Source organism: Rhizobium grahamii CCGE 502, assembly GCF_000298315.2.
Classification (GTDB): Bacteria; Pseudomonadota; Alphaproteobacteria; order Rhizobiales; family Rhizobiaceae; genus Rhizobium; species Rhizobium grahamii.
In genome coordinates this window covers 153,217-169,761 of the sequence record NZ_AEYE02000005.1, presented here as the reverse complement: position 1 = coordinate 169,761, position 16,545 = coordinate 153,217, and the positions used below count along the sequence as shown (strand labels likewise).

The window sequence follows — 16,545 nt, the reverse complement described above, 5'->3', positions numbered from 1 at the left end:
TTCATCGGCAATGATTGCCCTCCCGGCTATCGCAAGGTGGGAACGATCGATGTTGCTGATCCGGCTGATGTTCACTCGGCGCAGGACAGAGGTTACCGAATTGGCACAATCTATAACGGATACAGCGGTTCGTGTGCCGAGCCGTGTGCTGCAGATATCTATGAACGCCCGGATGAAGAGCCATTCCCCCAGCCTAGCCGCAAAGACGGCGGAGACCCGTGCGGAGAATGCCACATCCAGCCAGGCGAAACCTGCGACATCTGCGGAGCCTCCTGCCCTCCGCCCGCCACGAGGGAAGCCTGACGATGCACGCTGTCCTCGACGAGTTTGGCCCTGACGATCCAATCCCGCTTGCGCAAGCCGCGAAGCTGCTGTTTCGTGGTGCGCTGACGAAATCTGCCCTGCGCACGGAGCACAGGAAAGGCAACCTGGAAATCATCCGGATCGCCAACAAGGATTTCGTCACCAAAAACGGGATCAATAGGATGAAAGAAAAATGCCTCAGAAACGGCGCCCAGCAAGGCTCTGGCTCAGACCAGACACAGGAACGTGGTTCATCAAAGACGGAAGCAAGCGTGTCCCCACGGATTGCAGCGAGGCTGAAGTTGAAGCAGCTCAGAGACGGCTTGCCGACTACATCGCAGCCCAGTACCGCCCAGAGCGCAGCAGTCGTGCCGCTGAGGTCACGGTAGGCGACATCATCATTGTTTATGCCGAGGAGAAGGCGCCGAGCACCGCACGCCCGAAAGAGACGATTGCGATGCTCGACCGAGTCAACGAGTTCTTCGGTGAAATGATGCTGACGGAGCTGCGCGGGCAAACGTTCCGCGATTACGCCGCCGATCGCGGCAGCAAGGGCGGCGCCCGACGTGACCTGGAAGCCCTCAGGGCAGCAATCAACCACTACCACGCCGAGGAAACGCTCGACATGGTTCCGAAGGTCACGTTGCCAGAGAAGGGCGAGCCCCGTCAGAGCTGGTTGACGAGGAGCGAGATCGCAAAGCTCTTGCTCGCGGCCATGGGCTGGGTCCCCGTCTCTTGCGACGTGGCGACGCAGCAGCCCAACAGATGGAAGCGCACCGGATGGCGTAACCCGCACCTCGTGCGCCTAATCATGGTCGGCCTCTACACTGGCACCCGCTTGACCGCGATCCTAAACCTGCAATGGATGGCGAACACGACCGGCGGCCATATCGACCTCGATCGCGGCGTGATTTATCGCAAGGCCCAAGGCGAGCGCACGATGCACAACAAGCGCAAGACGCCGGTCAAGATCCCGCCTCGCCTGCTTCGCTTCCTGCGTTACTGGCACAAGCGCGATACGACCATCGATGAGAGAGGCCGATCCGTCACGCTTCGTTATGCTGTCCACTACGGTGGAGAGAAGATCACCAAGCCGCACAAGGCGTTCCGCTCGATCCGCGCGACTGCCGGTCTCGGTGACGATATAACGCCCCACGTCCTGCGGCACACGCGAGCAACATGGCTCGCCCAAGCTGGCGTCGAGGTAGAACAGGCAGCGGCTTCACTCGGAATGACGGCCGAGGAGTTCGAACGGACCTATGCGCATGCAAGCCCGGACTTCCAGCAGCAGGCAGCGAACGCATTCTAAAGCGGTCCGGAAATCGAAACGGTCCGCAATCGGTCCGTTTGAAGGCATCTAAGGTTTTGGGGAGAATGGCTGTTCGGGAAATAAGTGAACCAAATCAAAGGTTCAAGCTGGTCGGAGTGGAGTGATTCGAACACTCGACCCCCACGTCCCGAACGTGGTGCGCTACCAGACTGCGCTACACTCCGTGACCAGCGGCGCCTCTATAGACCGGCCCATCCTGTTGCGCAAGCACCAAAATTCAAAAGCCGGCGCATTTTTTACAGACGCGGCCAGCACCAGTCTCGGCCGCGTAAGTGGAGCAAAAAGACACACTTGCGGCAAATTTTGCGATTGCGAAGGCGGGCCGATTTTCTTTTGCCGGGTTCCGCGCTAAAGCGCTCGGCGGGACAAGCGGAAACCGCTGCAGACCAGCAGTTCCCGCCGTCGAATGCGCGACAACATTTCAGGGACGAAAGAATGAAACTCCGCACCTTTGCCGCGGCTGGGCTTGCCATTGCGCTTGCTGGCTGCACGACGATTCAGACCTCCGCCGATCCGATTTCCAGCCGCTGGGTTGGCCAGTCCGCCGGAAAGTTCTTCGCTGCCTTCGGCCCGCCGATCAACGACGTCGAAAGCGGCTCCGGCGTCACCTACACCTGGAAGGGTGGCTACAAGACCGTGCGCGTTCCGGCAAAATATGCGGACGGTGCGGACGGCAAGCGTGGCAAGCAGATCGCGGCGGCCCGCACGCAGTACCTGCGCTGCCAGGCCGAAATCGTTACCAGCTCCGACTACACGATCCGCAGCATCCGCGTCGTCGGCGATATCCCGGGCGTCAACGGCCCGTCCTATTGCGCCGAGTTACTGGCACCGGCACAGCCGGCGTAGTAAGAAACGGCACAGCACGCGGATTTGGAAGGCGGCCCATCGGGTCGCCTTTTTGTATTGAATAGACTCCGCTCATGGCGCGTTGGTCGGTTGCGCCTGAATCTGCGACAGCGCGTGTTCATCATTTGCAGGAGTTCAATGGCTGGGGCGCCAGGATTCGAACCTGGGAATGCCGGTACCAAAAACCGGTGCCTTACCGCTTGGCGACGCCCCACCAGAGCTTGAAAGCGGAGACCGCTTGCCAAATCGACGCCTGCTTAGCAAAGCTCGCCTGCCGTCACAATCATTAAGTTTCGGGCTATCGCATATTTCTGTGCGGATGTCTCATTGCCATGTTAGGTCTCGCCTCAGCCGTCCAGGACCATGGAGCAACAATGAGCCAGTACCGTGCCCGCCCGCCTGCCCTCGCAACGCTACTGCTCGACGATGCGGTGGTTCGGATCACGCGCTGGGACTTCGAGCCGGGTGCCGATACGGGCGTCCATACGCATGGAATGGGCTACGTCGTCGTGCCGATGACCGATTGCCGGTTCCTGCTGGAGGAGAAGGACGGCAGCCGCAGGGTCGACATTGCCAAGGGCGCAGCCTACCGGCGCGATGCCGGCACCGAGCACAATGTCGTCAATGCCGGCGATCAGCCGATGTCCTTCATCGAGATCGAATACAAATAAATGGCAAGTCCCGAATTCAATCTGGCTTTCGAGCCCGCCTATGGCCAAGCCGTGCCAGTTACGTCGGGCGTACAGCGCATCACGGTCAACAATCCGAGCGCCTTCACCTTCTACGGTACCAACACTTACATCATAGGGGATCAATCCACGGCCGTCATCGATCCCGGCCCTGAGGACGAGGCACATTTCCAGGCCTTGATGGCAGCGCTCGACGGACGCGAGGTCACCCACATCTTCGTCAGCCACACACATCGCGACCACTCGCCCCTGTCGCGGCGACTGCAGGCGGCGACCGGGGCGCGGATCGTGGCCGAGGGACCGCACCGCGCCGCCCGCCCGCTGCACCAAGGCGAGATCAACCCTTTTGCCGAGAGCTCGGACCTGGATTTCCGACCCGACATCACAATTCGCGACGGCGAAACGATCGCCGGTAACGGTTGGAGCCTGACCGGGGTGCTGACACCGGGACATACCGCCAACCATGCAGCCTTCGCGCTCGAGGGGACGGGGATCCTGTTTTCCGCCGATCATGTCATGGCGTGGGCCACCTCCATCGTCGCGCCGCCGGACGGTTCCATGTCCGACTACCTGGCCTCCCTCGACAAGCTGATTGCGCGGCATGACCGGATTCTGCTGCCGGGACATGGCGGCCCCGTGCACAAGCCGATCTCGTTCATGCGCGCGCTCAAAACCCATCGACGAATGCGCGAGCGGGCCGTGCTCGGCCGCATTCGTGCGGGCGATCGCAACATTCCCGACATGGTAAAGGTCATCTATCGCGAAACCGATCCACGCCTGCATGGCGCCGCCGCCCTTTCGGTGCTTGCCCATATCGAGGATCTGCTCGAGCGCGGTGAGATCGAGACCGACGGGCCGCCTGCCCTGCTCGGGTCATACCGGCCGGCAAAGCGGAGATAGTCCGTGCGCGAGGCCTACAGCTATCGCGCCGATGCCGGCGTGCCCGAATTTGCGGATGACAAGCCTCTCATCGTCTTCGATGGAGAATGCGTGTTCTGCTCGGCGTGGGTCCAGTTCGTGCTGAGGCACGACAAGGCTGAGCGCTATCGCTTTCTTGCGGCGCAATCGCCACTCGGGGAAGCGCTCTATCGCCACTACGGGCTCGATGGCCGCGACTACGAAACCAATATCCTGATCGAAGACGGACACGCGCACTTCAAGTCGAGAGGGACGATCCGTATGGTCGAAGCGCTTGGCTTTCCCTGGTCACTTGTAGGCGTCCTTCGACTGCTGCCGCGGGGGCTTGCCGACAGGCTCTACGAATTCGTGGCGCGAAATCGTTTCCGCATTGCCGGCAGGCGAGCCACCTGCTTCGTGCCGAGCCCGGATCAGAGGCGCCGATTCCTAGGGTAATCCGTCGGGGACGACTGGTTCCGACGGCCAAACCGAAACGCGACTAGCTGCCCGCGATGCCGAGCAATTCGGAATCCAGAGCCTTCAGGTAGTCCTCGGCAACATCGGCGCTGAGGCCAAGGTCGTGAGGGCCGTAGCGTGAGGCGACCCTGACGTCGACGAGGGTGGTTTCGGCTTCTTCGCGCAAGCGGATGACGATGTCGAAACGCAGGCCGAGGACCAAGGTGCGGGTTTCGCCCTGGAGCGTGACGCCATTGGCCCGGCGAATCAGCTGCGCGACATCGTCGTCATACGGCCGCGGCGTCGGGATCGGCACGGCCTCCGGCGCCTCGGCAACCGCGCCGTCATCCGGCTGCGGCTTGACCGGCCGATCGTCGAGATCGCTTGGCTCGTTGTCGCCATCGGCACGGGTGATCCGAATGCCGCTCTGCTTGGCGACCTTCTTCACGGCCTGGAGCACGCGGTCGATCGCACCGTCGTAGCGACGGCCGGTCAGCTCCGGATAGGCCTCAAGTTGCTTTTCACGGTCCTCCGGCGTCGCAGCTGGCGGGCGCTTCAGCCAGATCTGGTCGGCATTCGGCGTCTTCAGCCAATCGGGGGCGGAGACGAGATCGGTCGAGACGTCGTAGATTGCCGGCAGCATGAAATATCGTTCGGCAGCAATTGCGCCGAGCGCCAGCGGAAGAGCAGCAAAAATCAAGGCTTTCAAGGCGTCTAGCCCACCTTCGGCCCCTGTCAGCCAAAGGCTGCGGAGGCCGGCGAAGGCAAGCAGCGCTGCCAGCAGTGCGAAGCCCGCAGAGACGATCAGCACCAGCACCAGGTATGGCGTGACAAGGCCGGCGAAGCGGTGGCCGACCAGGGCGGCAAGGCAAAGAACCAGCGCAAATGCCCCGAAGCGCCGCGAGAAGCGGGCGGCACTTGAAACGGGGCGGTCGAAACGGATTGCCATCAAAACTTACCGGTTACTCGCAAGCGGCGCGTCCCGCATGAACGCGCAAAATCGCCCTCGACTTGTTTAGTGCAAGATTCGCCTAAATTGAAACTGTTGTGTCGATCCGACGGGCGCAATCCACGGAGAAGACGACAATGGCGTGCGTGAGCATTTTCTGATATTCGTTGATTTGCGGTTGTGTGGTTTGCGCCGCAACCGACCAACAGGAGAAGGGCAATGATTGCACCGGAGCTCGCATCGGGAACCCAGGCGCCGACGCTGGGGGCAGCAGATCATGCAGATCCGCTTCTGCCGATAGAGCTTCTGGAACTGGAACTGTCGCTCGATGGATATGACGGCAAAACCGACTTCTGCGAGACGGTGCGTGTGGCTTCGGCCAAGGCCGGCGGCGAATTCCTTTTCGACCTTCCCGCCGAGGGATTGATGGACGACTGCAAGCGGATCGCCGTGCTCCGCATCCCCTCCTCCAACGAGAAGATGCGTGTCGTTCTCGCCGTACTCGATCACAGCGGCACAGAAATCCGGATGGAAGCGCCGGACCCCGCGACGGCCCACCTCGTCCGTTTCGCCGATGCCTTCATCAAGGTTCTCGAACGGTTCTGACCCCGAGCGCTTTCAGGGCTAATCGCGCGCCGCGGCTGCCTCGGCCACACTGCGAAACGGGAATTTGCGGCCGCATTCGCATTTGATCATGCAGGTTTCCTGATGATTGGAGGGGCGCTGGATGAAGAAGCCGCGCGGCAGGTGGTCGACGCTGAAACCCGGATGCTTGCGCTTCGGATCATCGATTTCGGAAGCTTCGGCAAAACCCGTATTGCCGCATTGCGGGCAGGTCAGTTTCTTCGAGAATCGATCGCGCAGTGCCATGCTTGCCTTCCAATATCGTGCGAGCCGCCTTCTTACAGACGATCCTGGGCCGGCGAAAGCCATTCGCGCGCCGGATCGGCCGGCCGGCAGTGATCGCAAAATCAGCTCGTAACCCTAAGCCATTCTTTTAGTTGACTGTAACCGGTGATTAGCGTCATCTGATTACGGGAAATTTTCGTTGCAAAGACACACCGATGCAAATCCTCGCTTTATCCCTCGCGCTCGCCGCGGCCGCCGTAAGCCTGTCAGCGTGCCAAGCACTGCCGCCCGAGCAGCAGCGCGCCGCCGACGAAGACCAATGCCGACGCTATGGCTTCAAACCCAGGACCGACGGGTTTGCCGCATGCCTGCAGCGCATCGATCTCTACCGCCGCGCGCAGTATCGCTATGACAGCGACAGGCTCATGATGGGGATGGCGTTCGAGTTGGACCCGTCTTACTACGGGCGCCCATACTGGCGGCACTATCGCTATTGATGACCGCCTGCGCGGCGGCAAGGCGGGCGATCGGCACGCGGAAGGGTGAACAGGACACGTAGTCCAATCCGATTTCCTCGCAGAAATGGATGGATGCAGGATCTCCGCCATGTTCGCCGCAGATTCCGAGCTTCATATCGTTGCGGGTGCGCCGACCGCGTTCGGCGGCGATGCGGATCAACTCGCCGACACCATCGAAATCCAGTGAAATGAAAGGATCGTGTTCGATGATCCCCTTGCGCTGATAGGTCGGGATGAAAGCCGACGCATCGTCGCGCGAGATGCCGAAGGTCGTCTGCGTCAGATCGTTGGTGCCGAAGGAGAAGAACTCGGCCGCTTCCGCAATGATATGGGCCCTGAGCGCTGCACGCGGCAATTCGATCATCGTGCCGACCAGATAATCGATCCGCATACCGGCCTCCGCAGTGACCTCCCGGGCGATGGCGTCGATGCGCTCCTTGACATAGTCCAGCTCCGCACGCAGCCCAACCAGGGGCACCATGATCTCAGGCACGACGGCGGCACCCGTTTCATAGGCCGCCGCAACCGCCGCCTCGAAAATGGCGCGCGCCTGCATCTCGACGATTTCGGGATAGGAAATCGCCAACCGGCAGCCGCGATGCCCGAGCATCGGATTGAATTCGTGCAGCGCATCGACGCGCTGTCGCAACGCCGCAGCATCCATGCCCATTGCGGCGGAAACGTCGGCGATCTCCTCGTCCGTCTTCGGCAGGAATTCGTGCAGCGGCGGATCGAGCAGACGGATCGTCACCGGCAGCCCATGCATGACGTTGAACAGGCTGGTGAAATCATGCCGCTGCACCGGCAGCAGGCTATCGAGAGCGGCACGGCGGCCGGTCTCATCTTCCGCCAGGATCATCTCGCGCATCAGATGAATGCGGTCGCCTTCAAAGAACATGTGCTCGGTGCGGCAAAGGCCGATACCTTCGGCGCCGAAGGAGCGAGCCGCGCGCGCATCGGCAGGGGTATCGGCGTTGGTGCGCACTGTCATGCGCCGCGCGCGGTCTGCCCACTGCATGATGCGCCCGAAATCGCCGGACAGCTCCGGCTGGATCATCTGCACGTCGCCCTTCAGGACCTGTCCCGCCGAGCCGTCGATAGTGATGACGTCGCCCTTCTTCAGCGTCACGCCGACGCCGATCAGCCGCTCGTTGCGGGCATCGATGCGCATGCTGCCAGCACCAACCACGCAGGGGATGCCCATGCCGCGAGCGACTACGGCGGCATGGCTGGTCATGCCGCCACGCGTCGTCAAGATGCCCTCGGCCGCGTGCATGCCGTGAATGTCTTCCGGGCTCGTCTCGACGCGCAGAAGGATGACCTTGCGCCCCTCCTCCGAGGCGATGACGGCCTCTTCGGCCGTGAAGACGATCTCGCCGGTCGCGGCACCCGGCGATGCCGGAAGGCCAGTGCCGATGATCTCGCGCGACACACGCGGATCGATCGTCGGGTGCAGAAGCTGGTCCAGCGACGAGGGTTCGATGCGTAGCACCGCTTCCTCTTCGGTAATTACTCTCTCATCGACCATGTCGACGGCGATCTTCATCGCCGCACGGGTCGAACGCTTGCCTGCGCGGGTCTGCAGCATCCACAGCTTTCCGCGCTCGATGGTGAATTCGATGTCCTGCATGTCGCGATAGTGCGCCTCGAGTTCGGCGCAGATGCGCGACAACTCCTTGAAGGCATCAGGCATCAGTTTTTCCATCGACGGTCGTTCGGAACCGGAGCTGATACGACCCTCCTCGGTGATGCTCTGGGGCGTGCGGATACCAGCGACGACGTCCTCGCCCTGCGCATTGACGAGAAATTCGCCGTAGAGCGACTTGTCACCCGTGGACGGATTGCGGGTGAAGGCGACGCCGGTCGCAGACGAATTGCCGTGGTTGCCGAAGACCATCGCCTGGATATTGACGGCCGTACCCCAGACTTCGGGAATATTGTGAAGCTGGCGATAGGTGACGGCACGGGCGCTCATCCAGCTCGAGAATACGGCGCCGACCGCACCCCATAGCTGCACTTCCGGATCCTGGGGAAATTCCTCGCCCAGTTCCTCCTCGATAATGCTCTTGTAGAGCGAGACCACATGCTGCCATTCGCTGGCGGTCAGTTCCGTGTCAAATTCGTAACCGAGCCTGGCCTTCTCATCCTCGAGGATTTCCTCGAACACTTCGTGATCGAGACGCATGACGACGTCGGCATACATCTGGATGAAGCGGCGGTAGCTATCCCAGGCGAAACGGGCGTCGCCGGCATCGTGACCGAGCGCCTGCACGGTTTCGTCGTTGAGGCCGAGATTGAGGACAGTGTCCATCATTCCCGGCATCGAAACGCGCGCGCCGGAGCGCACTGAGAGCAACAACGGCTGATCACCCGCGCCGAAGCGCCGGCCGGTCGCTTCCTCAATGCGCTCGATGCCGGCTCGGACCTGCGCTTTCAGGTCCTCGGCAATCTGTCGCCCGTTTTTGTAGTAGGCGGAACAAGCGTCAGCGATGATCGTCAGACCAGGAGGAACGGGAAGGCCAAGATTGCACATCTCCGCAAGGTTTGCGCCTTTGCCGCCCAAACGCTCGCCGTCGAGGGCGCTACCCTCTGCGTGACCGTTGCCAAATGTATAGACCCACTTGGTCATATTCCCCCCAACACCAAATCCGGATCAACTTAATCCGTTGGTGTTGAAATGAAAATCGACAAATGCGGCCGAAATGTTGCGTCGCACAACAACTGCGACAGACTGAAGCGATTGAAGGGAGAAAAAGCTTTGCGGGACTGCAACAAAGTCCCGCAAAGCCTTCTGTCCGTCCAGCCAGGAAAAACCGGACGGGGGGTCTCGTCCATACGACAGCCGGAGCGCCCAAGGCCTGCTCCGATCGCGTCGCACAGAAAACTCTGCAGCCGATACCGCTTCGCGGCAATTCGGCAGCGACATGAAGCAATCTCTAATACAAGATCAGTAGAAAAACATCACCCAATGGTGAAGATGTGCCAATTCGGCTCGACTTTTTTTGGGCTTTTTGTCAGCGGCTTGTTTAGGCGATCTCACGCAGTTGTTCAGCCGTCTGCAGATCGACCGACACGAGCTGCGATACGCCCTGCTCCGCCATCGTCACGCCGAACAGCCTGTTCATGCGCGCCATGGTGATCGGATTGTGAGTGATGATGACGAAACGCGTTTCGGTGGATGCGGCCATTTCGTCCATCAGGTTGCAATAGCGCTCGACATTGTGGTCGTCGAGCGGGGCGTCCACCTCGTCCAGCACGCAGATCGGGGCAGGATTGGTGAGGAAGACGGCAAAGATCAGCGCCATTGCCGTCAGCGCCTGCTCGCCGCCCGAAAGAAGCGTCATCGTCTGCGGCTTCTTGCCGGGCGGGCGGGCGAGAATTTCCAGGCCGGCTTCGAGCGGATCATCGGACTCGATCAGCTGCAATTCGGCCGTGCCTCCACCGAAAAGATGGGTGAAGAGACGCTGGAACTGGCCGTTGACAACGTCGAAGGCGGCGAGCAGGCGCTCGCGACCCTCGCGATTGAGGCTCTGGATCGCGCCACGCAACTTGCGGATCGCATCGATCACGTCATCGCGTTCCTTGATCAGCGCCTCGAGCTTGCCACTCAGTTCCTTCTGCTCTTCCTCAGCGCGCAGGTTGACCGCGCCAAGGCGCTCGCGCTCCATCTTCAGGCGTTCGAGTTCGCGCTCGACCTCACGAAGATCAGGTGCTGCCTGCAGCGACTCCAGTCCAGCAAGCCGAAGAGCCTCATGTGGCGCGACGTTCAGTGTCTCGCGAATTCGCGCCTCGGTTTCCTGCCGCTTTTCACGCGCCGAGACCAGCCGCTCTTCGGCGCGACCGCGACGCTCGCGGCTTTCGGCGAGTTCGGAAAGGGCCGTTGCCGCCTTGTGGTCGGCGTCGCGCTGGACGATCTCGGCTTCAGCAAGCACATCGGCCGCGTGGCGACGCGCTTCCTCGGCCTTCTGAAGTTCGGTCAACAGCGCACGGCGCTTGTCGTCGAACTCATCGGGCGCCATTTCGAGCTCGGCCGCTTCTTCCCGTGCTTCCTCCTCGCGGTCGCGAAGGGTGGCGATGTGATCCTCGGCGCTGGCCGCGCGCTGGCGCCAGGTCTCGCGCTCCTGGCCGATGGCAATGATGCGGCGTTGACGGGCTTCGTTTTCGCGATTCAGGCTTTCATGGCGTGCGCGCGCTTCGGCGAGCCCACCACGATCGGTCGCGACTTCGACCTGCTGCGCTCGCAGCCGTTCGTCGATCGCGGTCAGATCAGGGGCATCTTCCAACTCGATCCGGGCGTTCTCTTCCTGGATCGAGAGATCTTCGAGCTGAATCTGAAGCTGGCTGACGGCTTCTGCAATGACATCGCGGCGACGGATGAGATCGCCGGACGCCCGCTCGGCCGCTGCCAGTGCGTCTCGCGCCTCGGCGAGTTGCCGCGCGGAGATACGGCTCTTTTCGCGTGCCTCGGCGAGGCGCTGCTCCTGAAGGCGGATCGCATCGGCAGCACCTGCCAGGCGCTCCTCTGCTTCATCGAGTATGTCGCGGGCAAGTGCCGTTTCGCTTTCGAGTTCGGCGAGCCGGTTCTTCTGCGCCAGCCGGAGGGCCGCAGCACTCGGTGCATCGGCGCCTGTAACATGCCCGTCCCAGCGATAGACGGCGCCCTCCTTGGTGACCAGCCGCTGACCAGGCTTGAGGTCCTTCATCAGGGCGGCCGCATCCGAACCGGAGACGAGGCCGATCTGCTTGAGTCGGCGGATCAGCGCCGTGGGAGCGCGCACATGATCGATCAGCGGCGTCACGCCAGATGGCAATGCCGGATCCGCGGCGCCGTCACCATTACCGGACCAATGAACCGGCGCCTGGGGATCAAGCGGGGATTCGATGTCGTCGCCAAGCGCCGCACCGAGCGCCGTTTCGAAGCCGCGGTCGACGCGAAGCTCATCGGCAACCGGCGCAAATTCGCCTGCGGCAGCGCCGGCCGCCAGCATGCGTGAAATCGTCCGGGCTTCCGTTTCAATGGCATTCAGCTTTGCGCGCGCCTGATCGACCGGAGACCGGGACAGGGCCTCTGTTTGGCGAGCGGCGGCCAAGGCCTGCTCGACGCTCTGGATTGCGGCTTCCGCCTCGGCAAGCGCCTGCTCGCCCGCCTCGACCACGGCCCGCTTCTCTTCCGGATCGGGCAGACTGGAAATCTTCTCCCCGATGGTCGACAGCTCGCGATTGGCCTCGTCCATCTGCCGCTCGAGGCGCATCTTGCGATCGGCAAGGTCGCGAATGGCACGCTCGAGCTGGTTACGCCCGGCAGCGGCCTCGGCGCGTTCGGCCGTCAGCGCGGTGAAAATGCGCTCGCTGTCAGCGAGCCTTGCCGCAGCCTCCTCGAAGGCTTCGCGTGTTTCCTCGGCAAAACGGCCGGAATCGGCAAGAATCTCGGTGATCTCGCTCTCTTCGGCGTCCAACCGCGCCAGGATTTCGGCGTTGTCGGCAACCAGCCGCTCCTCTCGGCGAATATCCTCGCCGAGCTGTGCTAGGCGGCGGGTCAACTCGTCGCGACGGCGCAGGATGCGGTTGGCATCCTCCTCCAGCTGCGTCTTGGCGATCTGCAGGCGCTGCAACGCGGCAGCGGCGCGCGCTTCGCTCTCGCGCAATTCCGGCAGCTTCAGGCTGGCAATGCCCTGAACCTTGGCGGCCTCCATTTGCATCTGCGCCTTTTCGGCGACGACGACGGTGGCCTGATTGAGCGCGCTATCGGCCTCGCCTTCCGCTTCCTTGGCCTGCACCCAGCGGATATGCAAAAGCAGCGCCTCGCGGGCGCGGATGTCCGCCGATAGCGACTTGAAGCGGCTTGCCTGACGGGCCTGACGCTTCAGGCTCTCGATCTGGCTTTCCAGTTGAGATGTCACGTCGTCGAGGCGTTCGAGATTGCTTTCGGCAGCACGCAGGCGAAGCTCGGCTTCGTGACGCCGCGAATGCAGACCTGATATGCCGGCTGCCTCTTCGAGCAATTGGCGGCGGGCCTGCGGCTTGGCCGAAATCAACTCGCCGATCCGCCCCTGCCCGACCATGGACGGCGAACGGGCACCGGTGGAGGCGTCGGCAAAGAGAAGCTGCACGTCCTTGGCGCGGCTTTCCTTGCCGTTGATGCGATAGATCGATCCCTGCTCACGCTCGATGCGGCGGGTGACCTGGATCTCGTCGCTGTCGTTGAAGGCGGCGGGCGCTGTGCGCTCGGCATTGTCGAGATAAAGCGCGACTTCGGCAGTGTTGCGAGCGGGACGATTGCCGGAGCCGGAGAAGATGACGTCGTCCATGCCGGACGCACGCATGTTCTTGTAGGAGTTCTCCCCCATCACCCAGCGGAGCGCTTCGACGAGGTTCGACTTGCCGCAACCGTTCGGGCCGACAATACCGGTCAAGCCGCGCTCGATGATGAATTCGGTGGGTTCGACGAAGGACTTGAAGCCGACGACACGAAGCTTATTGAACTTCATGCCGTATCCCCGCGCCTGATAAAACAAAAGACGGGCGCACGGCTTCGGCCGTCGCCCCTCGATCGGATACGGTTCAGATTAGAGCAGGCTGTCGATAAGGGCCGACATGGTGTCAACCGTCATGTCTCCAGAATAGCGCTTGCCGTTGATGAGGAACGTCGGCGTGGCATTGACGCCAAACTCCTTGGAACCCCTTTCCCGCGTTGCATTCACTTGATCCAGCAGCTTCTGGTTCGTCAAGCACTTCGTGAAGCTATCCTCAGTAAATCCAGCAAGTTTGGACATCTGAAGCAGTGCGCCGCGGCCATCATCTGCGGCCGCCCAGGTCTGCTGCTGCTTGAACAGCATGGCAACCATTGGGAAATACTGTTCGGCCGTGCTCAATTCTTCCGGCTTGGAAGGATTGCAGCGCGCCAGCATGAAGGCGGCAGCCGCGCGCGGATCGAACGGGAATTCGCGGATGATGAAACGCACCTTGCCGGCATCGACGTACTTCTTCTTGATTTCATCGAAGGTCGTCGTGTGGAAGTGGGCGCAGTGTGGGCAGGTCATCGACATGTATTCGACGATCGTGACCGGTGCGTCTTCCTTGCCCAGTGCCATTTCCGGCAACTCACCCGGCTTCAGCACCGCAGCCATGTCGACGTCGCCATCGGGCTTAGGCATTTCGACAGCGGCCTGCGCGGTGCTGAAAACCGCAAGCGTCGCGGTCGCGGCAGCCACGCCGCCCAGAAGCTGGCGTTTCGTCAGTTGCATTTCGGAAATCGGCATGAAGTTCCCCATAAATGAGAGTAGTGGCTGTGAGTGCGATATAACGGCTCGATGCCCCGAACAAGGCACGGTTCGCCAACTTTCTTCAAAGAATTGTGACCTTGGTTGGACCGCCAGATTAAATTGCGGACAGAATTGCGGGAGCAATACTTGGAAGCGCTAGCGCCCGCGCTTTCCCAACACGGCCGTTCCAAGACGCTTTACCGCTTCGCGCAGCTTGTCGCCTTCGATCCCTTCCATCATCTCATCCAGTTTTGCGGCTGCCGCACCCTTTAGCGGCGGAGGTGTACGGGAGCGCTTGATCGCTTGATAGACAGGCTTCTGGACGATGCGGATCTGGTGAACGGCGGCGAAACCGAAGAAGCTGTTGACGCGCTGGATCAGTTCGCCCTGCGCATGCGTCAGAAAAAGGGCTCGTGCGCCCTCACAGGCGATGGTAAGCACGCCGGGGCGGAAACCGCCGTCATCGTTGCCCCTCGCCCAGGCGATCTTTTCCGGCCGAGTACAATCGGCAAATTCCTCGCCGGCGATCTCATCCCACGAACCGAGCAGAGCGGTGTTGATGCCGGCGCGCTTTGCGAGCACCGGATCGATCAACCCATTGGTCAATTCGGAGATCTGCTTTTCACCTTTGCGTGGATAACTCATTGAAACCTTCAGATCGCGCTGCGTTCAGGCACCACTGCCTTGATCGCGCGGCATTGCTTCGCCAAGTATAGGGCACTTCCCCTCACGACGGCAAATGATGACATCGACGACACTGGACGCGCCCGCTGCCAAGCCCCTTCTCGACTGGTATGACCGGCACCATCGTGACCTGCCATGGCGCATCTCGCCGCCGATGGCGGCGCGCGGCATCAAGGCCGATCCCTACCATGTCTGGCTCTCCGAGGTGATGCTGCAACAAACCACGGTGCCGGCGGTGAAGCCCTACTTCGCCAATTTCCTGGCGCGCTGGCCGACCGTCCGCGACCTTGCCGATGCTCCCAGCGAAGACGTCATGGCTGCCTGGGCCGGGCTTGGATACTACGCGCGCGCCCGCAACCTGAAGAAATGCGCCGAGGCGGTGACGCGTGACCACGACGGCGTCTTTCCCGATAGCGAGGACGGGCTGAAATCGCTTCCCGGCATCGGCGACTATACAGCCGCCGCAGTGGCCGCGATCGCCTTCAACCGGCAGGCAGCCGTGATGGACGGCAATGTCGAGCGGGTGATCTCGCGGCTCTACGCTATCGCCACGCCCCTGCCCGCTGCCAAACCTGACATGAAGCAGAAGGTGGCTCTGCTGACACCTAAAGATCGGCCCGGCGACTTCGCACAAGCGATGATGGATCTCGGTGCGACGATCTGCACGCCGAAGCGGCCAGCCTGTTCGCTCTGTCCCTTCAGGGGATCCTGTGAGGCGCTGCGCCTGCACGATCCGGAGCACTTCCCGGTCAAGGCAGCCAAGAAGGAAAAGCCGATCCGCCAAGGCGCAGCCTTCATCGCGGTTACGGCGGATGGCAAGGTTCTGCTGCGGCGTCGCATCGAGAGCGGCCTGCTCGGCGGCATGACCGAGGTGCCGACGACCCACTGGACGGCGCGGCAGGACGGCGAGACATCGGCCGACGGGGCACCGTTTCCGGCAGCCTGGGAGCCTTGCGGGACGGTGACACACGTCTTCACTCATTTCGAGCTCAGGCTGTCGATTTACCGCGTCGCGATACCTTCGCGAATTCAAACGGATAACGGTTGGTGGGAGGCGGTTACAAATCTTGACTCGCAGGCGCTGCCGACCGTCATGAAAAAAGCAATCACCGCGGCTATCCCGCTCGCGTTCAAACATGCCAAGGATTAATCGATGCCCATCGAGCATATTGTTTTCGACATTGGAAAAGTACTCATCCATTACGATCCGAGTATCCCTTTCAGCCGCCTCATCCCCGACGAGACTGAACGCAAGTGGTTTTTCGACAATGTCTGCACCCACGACTGGAACGTCGAGCAGGACCGCGGTCGCGCCTGGGCCGATGCCGAAGCTCTGTTGATCGAGGTTCATCCGGACCGCGAGGAGCACATCCGGGCCTTCCGCAAGCACTGGCACGAAATGGTCTCGCATGCCTACGATGACAGCGTTGCCATCATGGAAGGGCTGATTGACGATGGCCAGGACGTGACGATGCTGACGAACTTCGCATCCGATACCTTCCGCGAGGCACAAGTACGCTTTCCATTCCTGACCAAGCCGCGCGGCGTGACCGTTTCCGGCGATGTGGGTCTCATCAAGCCCGATATTGCTATTTACGAAACACACGCCAAGAGTTTCGGCCTCAATCCGGGGGCGACGATCTTCATCGACGACTCCGCCCCCAACGTCGAAGGTGCGAAAGCGGCCGGCTGGGATGCGGTTCTCTTCACCGGCGCCGACAAGCTGCGCGCCGATCTTGCAGCGCGCGGCGTGAGGCTCTGA

15 protein-coding genes and 2 tRNA genes are annotated in these 16,545 nt (G+C 61.7%); 9 read left to right on the top strand and 8 right to left on the bottom strand.

Features of this window, described 5'->3' with window-relative positions; translation table 11 throughout:
* Positions 1-496: 496 nt before the first annotated feature.
* A complete protein-coding gene (locus RGCCGE502_RS04885; RefSeq protein WP_176705675.1) occupies positions 497-1,612 on the top strand; it encodes a tyrosine-type recombinase/integrase in 1,116 nt (371 codons plus the stop codon).
* Between the two features lie 108 nt (positions 1,613-1,720).
* Here RGCCGE502_RS04885 and RGCCGE502_RS04880 read toward each other — a convergent pair.
* Positions 1,721-1,797 (bottom strand) — tRNA-Pro (locus RGCCGE502_RS04880).
* A 271-nt stretch (positions 1,798-2,068) separates the two neighbouring features.
* Between RGCCGE502_RS04880 and RGCCGE502_RS04875 the strand changes: the two genes are divergently transcribed.
* Positions 2,069-2,479, top strand: coding sequence for a hypothetical protein (locus tag RGCCGE502_RS04875; protein ID WP_016553053.1), 411 nt, complete (start codon positions 2,069-2,071; stop codon positions 2,477-2,479).
* Between the two features lie 139 nt (positions 2,480-2,618).
* On the opposite strand, the gene RGCCGE502_RS04870 is transcribed toward RGCCGE502_RS04875, so the two are convergent.
* Positions 2,619-2,693 (bottom strand) — tRNA-Gln (locus RGCCGE502_RS04870).
* 160 nt (positions 2,694-2,853) lie between these two features.
* Here RGCCGE502_RS04870 and RGCCGE502_RS04865 point away from each other — a divergent pair.
* The 3 genes from RGCCGE502_RS04865 to RGCCGE502_RS04855 are packed head-to-tail and all read left to right on the top strand — an operon-like array spanning position 2,854 to position 4,521.
* Complete coding sequence (locus RGCCGE502_RS04865) at positions 2,854-3,150, top strand: cupin domain-containing protein (RefSeq protein ID WP_016553052.1); 297 nt, start codon at positions 2,854-2,856, stop codon at positions 3,148-3,150.
* Positions 3,151-4,068 carry an MBL fold metallo-hydrolase gene (locus tag RGCCGE502_RS04860; RefSeq protein ID WP_016553051.1) on the top strand — a complete coding sequence of 306 codons (918 nt, stop codon included), beginning with the start codon at positions 3,151-3,153 and terminating at the stop codon, positions 4,066-4,068. It begins immediately after the preceding gene.
* Between the two features lie 3 nt (positions 4,069-4,071).
* Positions 4,072-4,521, top strand: coding sequence for a thiol-disulfide oxidoreductase DCC family protein (locus tag RGCCGE502_RS04855; RefSeq protein ID WP_016553050.1), 450 nt, complete (start codon positions 4,072-4,074; stop codon positions 4,519-4,521).
* A 43-nt stretch (positions 4,522-4,564) separates the two neighbouring features.
* Here the strand turns inward: RGCCGE502_RS04855 and RGCCGE502_RS04850 are convergent, their stop codons facing one another.
* Entirely contained in the window at positions 4,565-5,470 is a 906-nt protein-coding gene (locus RGCCGE502_RS04850; protein ID WP_016553049.1) for a DUF1499 domain-containing protein, read from the bottom strand.
* Between the two features lie 219 nt (positions 5,471-5,689).
* Here RGCCGE502_RS04850 and RGCCGE502_RS04845 point away from each other — a divergent pair, with 219 nt between their 5' ends.
* Positions 5,690-6,076 (top strand): hypothetical protein, encoded by a 387-nt coding sequence (locus RGCCGE502_RS04845; protein WP_016553048.1) that lies wholly within the window; start codon positions 5,690-5,692, stop codon positions 6,074-6,076.
* Positions 6,077-6,094: 18 nt separating this feature from the next.
* Here RGCCGE502_RS04845 and RGCCGE502_RS04840 read toward each other — a convergent pair whose 3' ends face one another.
* Positions 6,095-6,340: a hypothetical protein gene (locus tag RGCCGE502_RS04840; protein ID WP_016553047.1), complete on the bottom strand. Its 246-nt coding sequence runs from the start codon at positions 6,338-6,340 to the stop codon at positions 6,095-6,097.
* Positions 6,341-6,534: 194 nt separating this feature from the next.
* Between RGCCGE502_RS04840 and RGCCGE502_RS35165 the strand changes: the two genes are divergently transcribed.
* Positions 6,535-6,816: a hypothetical protein gene (locus tag RGCCGE502_RS35165; RefSeq protein WP_081647227.1), complete on the top strand. Its 282-nt coding sequence runs from the start codon at positions 6,535-6,537 to the stop codon at positions 6,814-6,816.
* Here the strand turns inward: RGCCGE502_RS35165 and ppdK are convergent.
* From ppdK to RGCCGE502_RS04820, 4 genes are all read right to left on the bottom strand, one after another.
* Complete coding sequence (gene ppdK, locus RGCCGE502_RS04835; protein WP_016553046.1) at positions 6,743-9,466, bottom strand: pyruvate, phosphate dikinase; 2,724 nt, start codon at positions 9,464-9,466, stop codon at positions 6,743-6,745. The two genes, RGCCGE502_RS35165 and ppdK, sit on opposite strands and share 74 nt — an antisense overlap.
* A gap of 397 nt (positions 9,467-9,863) precedes the next feature.
* On the bottom strand, positions 9,864-13,325 hold the full coding sequence (locus RGCCGE502_RS04830) for a chromosome segregation SMC family protein (protein WP_016553045.1): 3,462 nt from the start codon (positions 13,323-13,325) through the stop codon (positions 9,864-9,866).
* Positions 13,326-13,403: 78 nt separating this feature from the next.
* A complete protein-coding gene (locus RGCCGE502_RS04825; RefSeq protein WP_016553044.1) occupies positions 13,404-14,096 on the bottom strand; it encodes a DsbA family protein in 693 nt (230 codons plus the stop codon).
* Positions 14,097-14,255: 159 nt separating this feature from the next.
* Positions 14,256-14,744, bottom strand: coding sequence for a DUF721 domain-containing protein (locus RGCCGE502_RS04820; protein WP_016553043.1), 489 nt, complete (start codon positions 14,742-14,744; stop codon positions 14,256-14,258).
* A 97-nt stretch (positions 14,745-14,841) separates the two neighbouring features.
* Between RGCCGE502_RS04820 and mutY the strand changes: the two genes are divergently transcribed.
* Together mutY and RGCCGE502_RS04810 are read left to right on the top strand one after the other, a co-directional pair.
* Positions 14,842-15,933, top strand: coding sequence for an A/G-specific adenine glycosylase (mutY, locus tag RGCCGE502_RS04815; RefSeq protein WP_016553042.1), 1,092 nt, complete (start codon positions 14,842-14,844; stop codon positions 15,931-15,933).
* A 3-nt stretch (positions 15,934-15,936) separates the two neighbouring features.
* Positions 15,937-16,545, top strand: coding sequence for an HAD family hydrolase (locus RGCCGE502_RS04810; RefSeq protein WP_016553041.1), 609 nt, complete (start codon positions 15,937-15,939; stop codon positions 16,543-16,545).